This window comes from Bradyrhizobium sp. IC3195 (assembly GCF_020193585.1).
Classification (GTDB): Bacteria; Pseudomonadota; Alphaproteobacteria; order Rhizobiales; family Xanthobacteraceae; genus Bradyrhizobium; species Bradyrhizobium yuanmingense.
The window spans coordinates 190,774-202,953 of record NZ_JADYVG010000013.1 but is presented as its reverse complement, the minus strand read 5'-3'; the positions used below and the strand labels follow the sequence as shown (position 1 = coordinate 202,953).

Below are 12,180 nucleotides of genomic sequence, written 5' to 3'. Positions count from 1 at the left end.
CCTTCGCCCCGGTGCCCCGCCCGTCGACTTCGGCGCGGGCCCGAACTCCGGTCCCGACTGCCGCGAATCCGTCGGCTGGATGATCCTGCTGGTGCTGCCGAACGGCTTTGACGGCAGCGCGCGGCTCTCGCGATAGGGCAACGACTCCGGGCCGTGCATCTCGTCGAGATGCGGCTTATGCACGCGGGAGCCCTTGCCGCCGCCGGCCTTGAGCGCAGTTGCGGCGCTCTTGTTCCTCATGGCGCTGACGGGCAGGTTCGCGGCATCGCCGTATTTCTTCGCTCCCGCATAAGCGCCGGCCTTGCCCGCGACGGTGCGCTGCTTGGCGGTGGGGTCGTCGACCACTGCAAGCTCGGTCGCGCGCAGGCGCTTGACCTCGTCGCGCAGGCGGGCGGCTTCCTCGAAGTTCAGATCGGCGGCGGCCTCGCGCATCCTCGTTTCGAGATCGGCGAGCACGGCTTCGAAATTATGGCCGATCGAGATGACGTCGTCGGTCATGTCGTGGCCGCCGACCTCGACCAGCACGTGGTCGCGCTCGTAGACCGAGTTGAGGATGTCGCCGATCTGCTTCTTCACGCTCTCCGGCGTGATGCCGTTGGCGTTGTTATACTCGACCTGCTTCTCGCGGCGGCGGTTGGTCTCGGCGATGGCGCGCTCCATCGACCCCGTCATCTGGTCGGCATAGAGGATCACCTTGCCGTCGACGTTGCGCGCGGCACGGCCGATGGTCTGGATCAGCGAAGTCTCGCTGCGCAGAAAACCTTCCTTGTCGGCGTCGAGAATGGCGACCAGGGCGCATTCGGGGATGTCGAGACCTTCGCGCAAGAGGTTGATGCCGACCAGCGCGTCGAAGGCACCGAGACGCAAATCGCGGATGATCTCGATGCGCTCGATCGTGTCGATGTCCGAGTGCATGTAGCGGACGCGAATGCCCTGCTCGTGCAGATATTCGGTGAGGTCCTCCGCCATGCGCTTTGTGAGGACCGTGATCAGTGAGCGATAGCCCGCCTGCGCGGTGGCGCGCACTTCGCCGACGAGATCGTCGACCTGCGTGCGGGCGGGGCGAATATCAACGGGAGGATCAATCAGCCCGGTGGGGCGAATGACCTGCTCGACGAACACGCCGCCGCTCTCGTTCAGCTCCCAGCTGCCCGGCGTCGCCGACACCGCGACAGTCTGCGGCCGCATCATGTCCCATTCCTCGAAGCGGAGTGGGCGGTTGTCCATGCAGGAGGGCAGGCGGAAGCCGTATTCGGCCAGTGTCGCCTTGCGGCGGAAGTCGCCGCGGAACATGGCGCCGATCTGCGGGATGGTGACGTGGCTTTCGTCGGCGAAGATCAGCGCGTTGTCGGGCACGTATTCGAACAGCGTCGGCGGCGGCTCGCCGGGGCGGCGGCCGGTGAGGTAGCGCGAATAGTTCTCGATGCCGGCGCAGCTGCCCGTCGCCTCCATCATTTCGAGGTCGAAGGTGGTGCGCTGCTCCAGCCGCTGCGCTTCCAGCAGGCGGCCCTGGTTGTTGAGCTGGTCGAGCCGCTGCTTCAATTCGAACTTGATCGACTTGATCGCCTGCACCAAGGTCGGGCGCGGCGTCACATAATGCGAATTGGCGTACATCTTGATGAATTCGAGCTCGTCCTGCTTGTGGCCGGTGAGCGGATCGAACTCCTCGATGGTCTCGATGGTGTCGCCGAACAGGTTCACGCGCCAGGCGCGGTCTTCATAGTGAGCCGGAAAGATGTCGATGACGTCGCCGCGCACGCGAAACGTGCCGCGGGTGAAATCGGCCTGGGTGCGCTTGTACTGCAGGGCGACGAGGTCGGCGATCAGCTGGCGCTGGTCGATGCGCTCGCCCTTCTTCAGCGCGAAGGTCATCGCGGTGTAGGTCTCGACCGAGCCGATACCGTAGATGCAGGACACCGACGCCACGATGATGACGTCGTCGCGCTCGAGCAGCGCACGCGTCGCCGAGTGGCGCATGCGGTCGATCTGCTCGTTGATCGAGGAATCTTTTTCGATGTACGTGTCCGTGCGGGGCACATACGCTTCCGGCTGGTAGTAGTCGTAATAGCTGACGAAGTACTCGACTGCGTTGTCGGGGAAGAAGTTCTTGAACTCGCCATAGAGCTGGGCGGCCAGCGTCTTGTTCGGCGCCAGGATTAGGGCCGGGCGCTGCGTCGCCTCGATCACCTTGGCCATGGTGTAGGTCTTGCCGGAGCCGGTGACGCCCAGCAGCACCTGCGAACGGTCGTTGCGGTTGATGCCCTCGACCAGCTCGGCGATTGCGGTCGGCTGGTCGCCCTTCGGCTCGTAGGACGACTTGATCTCGAAGCGGACACCGCCTTCGGACTTCTCCGGGCGCGGCGGCCGGTGCGGCGTCCACACCTTCATGGAGCCGTCGCCCTTGCGGAACTCCGGCCGGCCCTCGCGGATCAGCGATTCCAGCGCATCCGCGGTGGCCTTGACGCCGAGCGCCTCCATCTTGGAACGCGGCGGGCGCGCCAGCGCTTCGGCATCGTCCTCCTCGGTGGGCAGGCCGAGCTGCCGCGCCAGTTCCGGATCGAGCGTCGGGATGGTGGCCGCAGTTCCGTAATTGGCCTGCGGTGCCTCCTCCAGCCCGGCCAGCTCACTGGACTGACGGGCGCCCGGCGGCTGCGGATTGGGCCGCAGCGGCATCGGCCGCGCCGCATCTTGCGGAAACTCCTTCGGCGTCGAAGCCCGCGCGCGATGCGCGGCGGCCTCGCCCCCGGCGCGGCGGTCGCGCGAATTGTCCGGCGGCGGCTGCAGGCCGGTGCCCGAGCCAAGTCCGGCATCGCCGCGATTGATCGCGGGATTCAGCAGTTCGGCCAGCGCCGGCCCGATCGGCTGCACGTCGGGGCGATGAGCTTTGGATTTGGGAGATTTGCCGGATTTTTCGGAGGATGCAGGTTTCTTCGCCATGAGGCGAATATGGGACGAGTCCGCCCCGCAATAAAGGGTGAAGGCCCGTGGTCATGCAGGCTGCTGACAGCAGGTTGGCAGCAGCCTTGTGCCCTCACGCCGCCGGCAGCGGCCCCTCGTCGTCTCCGGCCGCGACATTCGGCTCGAGGATGTCGAGATGAATGCCGCCGCAATCGGTGCAGCTCATGGCCCAGTACTCGCATCCGGCGCGGCCGCCGATCACACGGAGCACCGTGAGATCGCCGTCGCATTCCGGGCAGTTGGAGAGCACTGCGCGGGCGTAGATCCGCGGCTGCACCGCATCGGTTTCGATGATGGACATGACCGGTTCCCCCCTTTTTTCGCCGCCCTGTCTCTGGTCGGCCTGCGGACCGCCTATTCGTCGTCGCCAGCCCGCCGCCGGAAACGATCGATGTGGTGCTTGGCATCGGCAATCGCGGCATCGCGATCAGGCCAGGCGAAGCCGACTTCCATGGCCGGAAACAGCACGCCGTCGATGGCCACCGGGCTGAGATCGGCCCGGCGGATCCGCGCGTGCCACAGCCCCTTGCCAGCTTCGAAGGATTCGATGTCAAAGCCGTCGTAGAGGGTCGTCATGAGTGTAGGTCCCACGTTTCTTTTCGGAGGGTCACGAGACCACGTCTGCGGAATTTGGGATGTGAAGCCGTTCACAAGCAGGCGGCTTTTTTGCCCGCCGGGCTTCAGTTCCGCGCTGCGGCGCGGCCGATCCGCCGTGGACGGGCGGCAGGTTCCGATGCCGCCCGCATGATCCAGCGGCGGAAGGCGGCAAAGTCGCGCTGCTCGGTCTGGAAGCTGCGATAGAGCAGATACCAGCGCATGCCCTTGGGCACCGAGAGGTCGAACGGCGCCACCAGCCGGCCGGCCGCGAGATCGTCGTCGATATAGGGGCGGATGCCCATCGCGATGCCGAGCCCGTCGGCCGCGGCCTGCAGCGCCTGGCCGTAGAACTGGAACTCGGGCCCGCGCGCGTTGATCCTCGCCGTGCCCGCCGCCTTCAGCCAGATCGGCCAGTCCTCGGGTGAGTGCGCGACGCGGATCAGGCTCGGTCCTTTCAGGTCGCCCGGGCGCTTCAATCCGCCGGCAAGGCGCGGCACGCAGACGGGGGTGAGGTCGCCCGCGAACAGCGGCTCGGCGACGAGGCCGGGCCAGTCGCCGGTGCCGAGCTTGATGCCGCAGTTCCAGTCTTCGCCGAACGGCACCGCGGCGCCGCCGGTGGTGAAGCGCACCTCGATGTCGGGCTCCTCGCTGCGAAACTCCGACAGGCGCGGGATCAGCCAGCGCATCGCAAAGGTGTGGCCGACGCCGATGGTGAGCACGCGCACGCTCGCAGGCGCTGTCACCTGCGCCGTGAGGCTCGCCAGCGCATCGAAGATCGGAGTCAGCCCGCTCTGATAGGCGCGGCCGGCCTGCGTCAGCACGAGCCTGTTGGCCTTGCGCCCGAACAAGGCGACGCCGAGCCGCTCTTCGAGCAGGTGCACCATGCGGCTGACGGCGGCCGCCGATACGCTCAGCTCCAGCCCGGCCGCAGCAAAGCTGCCGGTCCGTGCCGCCGCCTCGAACGCCTTGATGCCGTTGAGAAACAGCAGCCGTCGCAAATGACCCACCCTCAGGAAAGCTGATGCCAGGGCAAGATATCTCAGTTTGCGGAAGAGGCGCAAGCGAGGCACAAACATCAGCGCAATTCGTGCTGATTTGTTGAAGCAGGCGCGGTGCCTTCGCCTCTCCTCGCGGGGCGAGGGAGTGAAACAGTTTGCGTCCCTCACTCGCCCTCGGGAGATTCCTTTCGTGACGCCCATCATGATCGCTGCCCTTGGATTGCTGATGGTGGCCACGGCATTCCTGTCGGGGCTGTTCGGCATGGCGGGCGGGCTGATCCTGATCGGCGTGCTGCTGGCACTGATGCCGCTGCCGACCGCCATGGTGCTGCATGCGATCACGCAGATGGCCTCGAACGGCTGGCGCGCGTTCCTGTGGCGGGCGCATATCCGCTGGCGGCCGGTTGCGAACTATATGGTCGGCGCGGCCGTGGCGCTCGCGGCGTGGTCGCTGACCCGCTACGTGCCGGACAAGCCGGTCGCGCTGCTGCTGCTCGGCATCACCCCGTTCATGGCGCGGCTTTTGCCGGCGAACATCAAGCCGGACCCTGATAGCCTCTGGCAGGGCACGGTCTACGGTACGATCTGCATGGGCCTGATGCTGATGACCGGCGTCTCCGGCCCGCTGCTCGACACCTTTTTCCTCGGCGGCGATTTCGGCCGGCGCGAGAAGGTTGCGACCAAGGCGATGTGCCAGGTCGTCAGCCATTTCACCAAGCTGATCTATTTCGGCGGCATCATCGACCAGGCCGCGGGCCTCGATCCCGTGCTCGCTGCCGTCGCCATCGCAGCCTCGATGCTCGGCACCACGCTGGCGCGGCGCATCCTCGAAGCCATGACCGACCAGCAGTTCATCGCCTGGTCCAACAAGCTGATCACCACCATCGCCTGCTACTACATCGTCCACGGCGGCTGGCTGTTGCTGCGTGCGCCGGTTCTGGCCGCCTTCGACAAGGGAGGTTTGCAATGAGCGAGGCCGCCGATCCGCTGGTGCTGGACTTCGTCGAATGGGTCGCGCGCGAGCCGCGCGTCTACGCCGAGGTGCTCGCGACCTGGAAGACCTCGTGCCCGCGCCTCACCATCTGGGAGGACGCCGCCGAGCGCGGCTACGTCGCGCGCGAGACGATTGCCGGTCTCGGGCTGGTGATCGCGGTGACGGAAGGCGGCGAGAGGCTGTTGCGCGCGAACGGGCGGTGACGCGCACACCTCTCTCCACATCGTCATTGCGAGCGCCAGCGAAGCAATCCAGAATGTCTTTCGCGGAAGCAGCCTGGATTGCTTCGCTGCGCTCGCAATGACGGAGCACTGCTCAATGTCGCTCAAACTCTACGAACTCGTCGGCACCGATCCCGCGCGCCCCTTCAGCCCGTATTGCTGGCGCACCCGGATGGCGCTCGCGCACAAGGGCCTTGCGGCGGAATCGCTGCCCTGGCGCTTCACCGAGAAGAGCGCGATCGCGCCGCACGGCTCGGAGAAGGTCCCGGTGCTGTTGCATCATGACAAGCCGATCGTCGATTCCTGGACTATTGCGAACTATCTCGAGGACACTTTTCCGGATCGCCCGTCGCTGTTCGGCGGCGAGGGCGGCCGCGCGATGGCGCGCATGATCAATGCGTGGGGCGACATCGCCATCGTCGGCGGCATCTTTCCGCTCATCATCGCCGACATCCCGAACAATCTGAATGAGGTCGATGCCGCCTATTTCCGCAAGTCGCGCGAGGCGCGCTTCGGCGGCAAGACGCTCGAGGAGATCATGGCGGGCCGCGATGCCGGCGTCGTCGCGTTCCGCAAATCGCTCGAGATCATGCGGCAGACGTTCAAGACGCAGCCTTTTCTCGGCGGGCAGGCACCGAACTACGCCGACTACATCGTGTTCGGCGGATTCCAATGGGCGCGCGTGGTCAGCCCGTTCAAGCTGCTCGAAGCGGATGATCCGGTCTATGTGTGGCGCGAAAAGCTGCTGGATGCGTTCGACGGCATGGCGCGGAAGTCGCCGGGGCATGAGGTGTAATACACACTAGCCTTTACCCTGATCTGCTCGAAGCAGCTCGATTTCCTTCCTAATAACGCGGCGGCATATCCATCGTAGCCGAGCAAAAAGTTCTAATTCAGACGTGCTGAGCGCATGTTTGCCCGTGTGAACGATTTCCGATCGAACGTCATATATTTTCCGAAACCATTCCAGGACTTCTGCTCGATCTTCCTGGCTTGTCCCGATCAGATACGCGCAGCGGTTTCGTAGCAAAACGTTCAGACCGGTTTGGTCGGACGATGCTTTGTCCCCAAGCAATATTTCGAGAACGATCATCGTCTGAACGAATTTCAGCAATTGATCAGATCCGTGGCTATGTCCGTCAAAAAACCACTGCGATGCAAGAAAGATAAGATCGGCCTTCTTGCCTCCGGATAAGGCTGCTTGGATCAGAAAGAAAGTGCTGGTAACGAACTGGGAGCGTCGCTTCGGATCACCAAGCAAGTCGATAAAGCCGCTCAGCCTCAGACGCTTGATGGTCCGGCTTATCCCATCGTCCAGGGAGATGGTCCGCACTGCGACAAACTCTCCTCCAGCATCTTGTCGATGTAGCAGGATATCGGATGGAGGGGATTGCGGGAGGTAATCTGAGCTTACCTCGAACAAACCGAGGGCTAGACCAAGGCCAGAGAAGGCCCGCAACGCCCGTATTGCTTCTAAGTGTGGTTGCGAGCCTCCATACGGCCCGATAAAACCTTGGGCATCAACTTGAAGATATATACCATCCATCTGCCAATGTACTGCCGACAGCCATCCATTCAGTCCACCGAGCAGTCCACTGAGAGCGCCAACTTGGCTCGTTTCAGATTTGCTTGGCGGGTACTGGGAAATGATTTCGTCTGTGACTCTTACGAGGCGTAACCGAGGAGAGATTACTACGACGGATTGATCTCCCAACATGGTGGACAACTCGGTGGGAAGTTTGAAGCTAAGCGTATATTGCCGTGGGAGATCAATCAGCGCATTGAGGAGACGCTGCGCAACAAGTGCGCTTTCGTTATAGCCGTCGAGTTCAGTCAGACGCTGTCTCGCAACATCATCAAAGGGCAGATGGGATAGTTCTTCAGACAAGGTGTCGAGGATAAATTCAGTGAGTGGCCTATCGTTGTCGATGTAGAGGCTAAGCTGCGATCGGAGTTCTCCTTTGCCCGGAAGAACTTTCTCGGGCAATTCAAGCGCTGGCAGCGCGTCAGAGCGTGAAATGAACTTCCCATTCTCAACATAGAGTTGGGCTATTGCAGTCGTCAAAGTTTGCAGTAAGCGCGCTTTGCATTCTGGGTGAACGTTTAGTGGCATCGGTCCGGCCCAAATGGCGCGAGGAGATCAATCAGCTGAACGGGAATCAGCGATGCATTTAACACGACAATAGCTAACATGACTGAACTGTGCCGACTACATCGCGTTCGGCGGATTCCAATGGGCGTGCGCGGCCAGCCCGTTCAAGCTGCTCGAAGCGGATGATCCGGTCTATGCCTGGCGCGAAAAGCTGTTGGATGCGTTCGATGGCATGGCGCGGAAGTCGCCGGGACATCGCGTGTGAGCCTGCGCGCGACTTTCGTCACCCGCAGGCTTTTGCCGTGACGCGCTCGTTCCTGACGAGGGTTTCGACCATCTTGCGTGCGACGCTGTTCAGGTCAGCGAGCGTGAAATAGCCTTGCGCATAGGCTTCTTGAGTCAGGCGCTCGATGCGCCTGTCCTCACCCGTCGACCATTGTGTCGCGATGTAGTCGGCACCGGGCTTGCCGAACGTCTCGGGATAGCGCTCCATCTGGTTCTGGCGCTGATAGTAGTATTCGTCGAGACCGCTAATGAACTGCTTTCGACCCTCGCCCGTGCAGCGGGCGCCATAAGGCCGTTCCAGCGTGGCGATGGCGCTCTCGCGCTGTCTCACTCTGCCGTCCACCGAATATCTTTCGTTGGTGCCGTATCCCGGGCTATTGATCGGAACCGGTGGCCGGGTCTCTGGTTCGGGCGCGAACGCCCAAGCTGCGATCTGCCAGATGACGACCGCCCAGACGACAAACCAGATGCGGCTCATTTGCGGCTCGCCGTCGCCTGTTGCCGCGGCAGGCACACCGGTGACGGATCGGACCACAGGCCTGGACCCGCGAACGCCAGAACCGTAGGACGGATGTCCGCGGGGAAATCCTCTTTGACGACACCCTTCTGTTCGAAGGCTTCCGCGAGCGCGGCCTTGACGCGCGCGTCGAGCGGCGTCGAATATGCCGCGTTGGCTTGGTCACGCTTCTTCTCGCTGCAGAACATTCCCATGGCCGGGTTCGGGCAGCCGTAGATCTCCGCGTAGCCGCGCGCATAGGCCGTCGTGGCCGCGATGAGATTCGCCTTCATCGTGTCATCGCAAGGCGACATGGCGTAGGCAGTACCGGCCTGCAACGCGTCCATGCGTACCGCGTCGAGCTTCGGATCCTTGTCGCTCATCGTGGTGTGCTCCGCTTCCCAAATCTTGCGGGCATGGGCCTTGGAGCTTTCATCGCCGAATGTTGCAGTGAGCGTCGGCCTCAGCTCGCCGATCGGCGAAAAGGAATAGGTGGGAAATCCGCGGAGTGCCCAGGAGATACCGACGAAAGCGGAAAGGAAGGCCATGCAGGTCAGGAGAATGAAGCGGCTCATGCGCGTACTCGAATTGACGATGCGCAACCTATCCGTGTCCGGTTAAGAGATGTGGTATTTTACGGGTTCCGCCCGGGCGAAGGTAAATGGAGCTCTAAGAAGGTCGATCTGATCTTGCTCTTACGCGGTGTTTGCGTGATCGGTCGCCTGCCTCGGTCGACATCCGCCTGACGCAACGGTCGACGTCGACTATTTCGCCGCCTCCGCCTCCGCCGCCGCTTTCCGCAAGCACTCCCGGCACAGGCAGTCCTCGCCCTCGAGCGGCATCGGCAGTTTTGCCGTCTCCTCCGCGCACCAGCAGGTCCCTGAGAGATCGCAGCCGAATTCGCTGCCGCAACGGGAGCAGGTGAGACGGCGCCCAAGTGCCCGCGCAGACGGCATTTCGGTCGGATGTGTCATGATCTACGTCGAAGCTTCGCCGTCATTTTCATGCCGGGTTCATCTGCGGCTGCGGCATATTACGCGCCGTTCGCGTCGAAAGGAAAGCACCTCGCAGCGCGCGAAGGACAGATCATCCATGGCCCGCGATTAAAAGGCGTGCTGCAGGACCAGTTCGGCCTGTCCGATCGCGTGCTGGCCGAGACGGTGTTTCCCGACAGCGCAAGCGCAAGGCCGATGAAGGGGCTGGTTACCTAACCCACAGACGCTGTCATTTCGGGGCGCGCCTTGCGGCGCGTCCCGGAATGACGACATGATGAGCCGAACATCAGGAGACACCACCCCATGTACATCGCCATGAATCGCTTCCGCGTCGCCAAGGGCTCCGAGGCTGCCTTCGAGCAGGTCTGGCTCACGCGCGACACCCATCTCGACAAGGTGCCGGGCTTCGTCGAGTTTCACCTGCTGCGCGGGCCGGAAGCCGAGGACCACACGCTGTACGCCTCGCACACCGTGTGGGCGAATTATGCGGCGTTTGAGGCGTGGACCAAGTCGGAAGCATTTCGCGCGGCGCATCATAAAGCGGGCGACAACAAGCCGCTTTATCTCGGCCATCCCCAGTTCGAAGGTTTCGAGGTGATGCAGACCGTGGGGCGCGGCGCCAAGTAACGCTGCCAAGTAGCGCTGCCAGCAAAAAAATGCGGCCCCTGTCAGACGCGGCGACTGACGGGGACCGCTGGGGCGCATGATCGGTGACGGGGGGCCTGACCAGACGCAGGGGCAGCCTAGCCTTGCTGTGTTACGCGCGGGTGACAGGTGGAGTTATCCACAGGCTCCCGGCACGACTCAGAAGATCTTGCGATAGACGATGAAACCGGAGCGCTCCGCGACCTTGTCGTACAGGCGCTGCGCCGTGAGATTGGTCTCGTGCGTCTGCCAGTAGACACGCGGCGATCCCGCCAGCTTCGCCCGTTCGTAGACGCCATGGATCAGCGCCGAGCCGACGCCCTTGCCGCGCGCGGCCTCGGAGGTGAACAGGTCCTGCAGATAGCAGGACGGCTCGATCGCGGTGGTGCTGCGATGGAACAGATAATGCGTCAGCCCGAGCAGGCGGCCGTTGTCCTCGGCGACCAGCGCATGCATCGGCTCATAAGCATCGAAGAAGCGCTGCCACGTCATCGCAGTGATCTCGGGCGCGAGCGCGGTCGGACCGGAGCGGCCGTAAAAGGCGTTGTAGCCGTCCCACAGCGGCAGCCATTGATCGTAATCCTGCCTGGTGACGGCGCGAATGATGAGCGACATGTGAATTTCCGCGATCTCGGAGGTGCGCGATGAAGGGATGTCCTTCATACGTGATGATCGTATTGCCGATCAATCGCACACTCGCCTCACTCCGCAACGCGCAAGTACTGGATCAGCTTGCGGCCGGTCGGATCGCGCAGCGAGCGGTAGTAGTCGGCGCGCGCCGGCGCATCGGTGTGGCGCACGAGGTCGGTCACGGGCGTGTAGCTCAGCATCCGCCCGCCGTCCGGCAGTGCGGTGCAGACGAAGCGCAGCACCTCGCCGTTGCGCAGCGCGACGTTGATCGGCGTGGCATCGCCGACCCGCACCATCTCCATGCGCTGCGCGATGAAAGTGCCGAGCTCGTCCTCGGGCAGCGCGAACGCGCCGGTGTCGCGGCCGTGATACATCAGCGCGATGAAGGGTGGCTTCGCCTCGGCGACCTCGTCCGGCACCGCAAAATAGTCGCGGAACGCGCGGTTGATGAATTCGGCCCGGGTCTCGGCATCGAGCAGCACGATGCCGATATCGACCTTGTCGAGCGCGGCCGACAGCCGCGCGGCAATGGCGTGGCTGCGGCGCTCGGCCGCGAAACTGCCGAGCAGCCGCTCGCGCATCAGCCCGGTGATGCCGGCGGTTCCGAAAACAGTGACGGCCAGGAGGCCGAGCGGCGCCAGATCGGCGGCGCCATGGCCGGAGACGCCGTGGCGGTTGAGGAAGAACAGCGCCGCGCCGATCACCGCGACAATCGCGGTCGTCACGGCGGAGGCGAGACCTGCGAGCGCGCCGGCGAGAGCCACGATGGCGACGAACAGCGGGGCGGGCGAGGGCGCGGGGACGAAGCGATCGAGCAGCATCGCCAGCAGCAGGGTCGCTGCCGTCAGCGCCGGACCGGAGATCGCACGCCATCCGAACCGCATGGACCTGTCTCGCTCCTCCCGAAAGAGGTAAGGCCGCAACACTGGCTGATTGTTGCGTGACTGCGATGCGATTTCGTGCGGCGTGCTTAAGGCGCGGTTGCGTGCAAGCGTAAGGCTTTCGGATGATTTTAAAGCATGATCCGGAAAAGTGTGAAGCGGTTTTCCGAAAAGATCATGCTCAAACAATAACCTAAAACGCGATGACGATTCATCCTAATCGCATCGCGCTTTAGACCATGTGCGCGCGCTGCTGCAGCGTCGGCGCATGCAGCGTCGACGTGCCCGTGCCCTTGCGCGTGCCGACGATGATCAGCAGCGAGGCCGCGACCAGGATGGCCGCAGTCAGGGTGATTGCAACGACTACCACAGGTGATTTCATCGACGT

16 protein-coding genes and 1 pseudogene are annotated in these 12,180 nt (G+C 63.5%); 6 read left to right on the top strand and 11 right to left on the bottom strand.

Annotated elements, in window-relative coordinates:
• The 4 genes from uvrB to I6F09_RS24140 all read right to left on the bottom strand — a co-directional run.
• On the bottom strand, positions 1-2,937 hold a 2,937-nt coding region (gene uvrB / locus I6F09_RS24155; RefSeq protein WP_225189196.1), incomplete at its 3' end, for an excinuclease ABC subunit UvrB.
• 94 nt (positions 2,938-3,031) lie between these two features.
• Positions 3,032-3,259, bottom strand: a complete 228-nt coding sequence (locus I6F09_RS24150; protein ID WP_225189195.1) for a hypothetical protein — start codon at positions 3,257-3,259, stop codon at positions 3,032-3,034.
• 53 nt (positions 3,260-3,312) lie between these two features.
• Complete coding sequence (locus tag I6F09_RS24145) at positions 3,313-3,534, bottom strand: hypothetical protein (RefSeq protein ID WP_057027695.1); 222 nt, start codon at positions 3,532-3,534, stop codon at positions 3,313-3,315.
• 104 nt (positions 3,535-3,638) lie between these two features.
• Complete coding sequence (locus tag I6F09_RS24140; protein ID WP_225189194.1) at positions 3,639-4,553, bottom strand: LysR substrate-binding domain-containing protein; 915 nt, start codon at positions 4,551-4,553, stop codon at positions 3,639-3,641.
• A 190-nt stretch (positions 4,554-4,743) separates the two neighbouring features.
• Between I6F09_RS24140 and I6F09_RS24135 the strand changes: the two genes are divergently transcribed.
• The 3 genes from I6F09_RS24135 (at position 4,744) to I6F09_RS24125 (ending at position 6,564) form a co-directional block, all read left to right on the top strand.
• Positions 4,744-5,523, top strand: coding sequence for a sulfite exporter TauE/SafE family protein (locus I6F09_RS24135; protein WP_036027212.1), 780 nt, complete (start codon positions 4,744-4,746; stop codon positions 5,521-5,523).
• Positions 5,520-5,750, top strand: coding sequence for a hypothetical protein (locus I6F09_RS24130; RefSeq protein WP_225172200.1), 231 nt, complete (start codon positions 5,520-5,522; stop codon positions 5,748-5,750). The genes I6F09_RS24135 and I6F09_RS24130 overlap by 4 nt, the downstream gene beginning before the upstream one ends.
• 115 nt (positions 5,751-5,865) lie before the next feature.
• On the top strand, positions 5,866-6,564 hold the full coding sequence (locus I6F09_RS24125) for a glutathione S-transferase family protein (protein ID WP_225189193.1): 699 nt from the start codon (positions 5,866-5,868) through the stop codon (positions 6,562-6,564).
• 6 nt (positions 6,565-6,570) lie between these two features.
• Here the strand turns inward: I6F09_RS24125 and I6F09_RS24120 are convergent, their stop codons facing one another.
• Positions 6,571-7,881 carry a HEPN domain-containing protein gene (locus I6F09_RS24120; RefSeq protein ID WP_225189192.1) on the bottom strand — a complete coding sequence of 437 codons (1,311 nt, stop codon included), beginning with the start codon at positions 7,879-7,881 and terminating at the stop codon, positions 6,571-6,573.
• Between the two features lie 85 nt (positions 7,882-7,966).
• Here I6F09_RS24120 and I6F09_RS24115 point away from each other — a divergent pair.
• Positions 7,967-8,125 (top strand): annotated as a pseudogene (locus tag I6F09_RS24115) (glutathione S-transferase family protein); the annotation flags it as partial.
• Between the two features lie 18 nt (positions 8,126-8,143).
• Here the strand turns inward: I6F09_RS24115 and I6F09_RS24110 are convergent.
• The 3 genes from I6F09_RS24110 to I6F09_RS24100 all read right to left on the bottom strand — a co-directional run bounded on the left by I6F09_RS24110 (position 8,144) and on the right by I6F09_RS24100 (position 9,615).
• Positions 8,144-8,623, bottom strand: a complete 480-nt coding sequence (locus I6F09_RS24110; protein ID WP_225189191.1) for a hypothetical protein — start codon at positions 8,621-8,623, stop codon at positions 8,144-8,146.
• Positions 8,620-9,024: a hypothetical protein gene (locus tag I6F09_RS24105; protein WP_225189190.1), complete on the bottom strand. Its 405-nt coding sequence runs from the start codon at positions 9,022-9,024 to the stop codon at positions 8,620-8,622. The genes I6F09_RS24110 and I6F09_RS24105 overlap by 4 nt, the downstream gene beginning before the upstream one ends.
• A 381-nt stretch (positions 9,025-9,405) precedes the next feature.
• A complete protein-coding gene (locus I6F09_RS24100) occupies positions 9,406-9,615 on the bottom strand; it encodes a cysteine-rich CWC family protein (RefSeq protein ID WP_225126804.1) in 210 nt (69 codons plus the stop codon).
• A 30-nt stretch (positions 9,616-9,645) separates the two neighbouring features.
• Between I6F09_RS24100 and I6F09_RS24095 the strand changes: the two genes are divergently transcribed.
• Entirely contained in the window at positions 9,646-9,852 is a 207-nt protein-coding gene (locus I6F09_RS24095; RefSeq protein ID WP_225127167.1) for a hypothetical protein, read from the top strand.
• 87 nt (positions 9,853-9,939) lie between these two features.
• Positions 9,940-10,263, top strand: coding sequence for an antibiotic biosynthesis monooxygenase (locus tag I6F09_RS24090; protein WP_036009456.1), 324 nt, complete (start codon positions 9,940-9,942; stop codon positions 10,261-10,263).
• Positions 10,264-10,440: 177 nt separating this feature from the next.
• Here the strand turns inward: I6F09_RS24090 and I6F09_RS24085 are convergent, their stop codons facing one another.
• The 3 genes from I6F09_RS24085 to I6F09_RS24075 all read right to left on the bottom strand — a co-directional run bounded on the left by I6F09_RS24085 (position 10,441) and on the right by I6F09_RS24075 (position 12,174).
• Positions 10,441-10,896: a GNAT family N-acetyltransferase gene (locus tag I6F09_RS24085; protein WP_036030968.1), complete on the bottom strand. Its 456-nt coding sequence runs from the start codon at positions 10,894-10,896 to the stop codon at positions 10,441-10,443.
• 86 nt (positions 10,897-10,982) lie between these two features.
• Positions 10,983-11,795, bottom strand: coding sequence for a PAS-domain containing protein (locus I6F09_RS24080; RefSeq protein ID WP_225148081.1), 813 nt, complete (start codon positions 11,793-11,795; stop codon positions 10,983-10,985).
• Positions 11,796-12,024: 229 nt separating this feature from the next.
• On the bottom strand, positions 12,025-12,174 hold the full coding sequence (locus tag I6F09_RS24075; RefSeq protein ID WP_036009463.1) for a hypothetical protein: 150 nt from the start codon (positions 12,172-12,174) through the stop codon (positions 12,025-12,027).
• Positions 12,175-12,180: the final 6 nt, after the last annotated feature.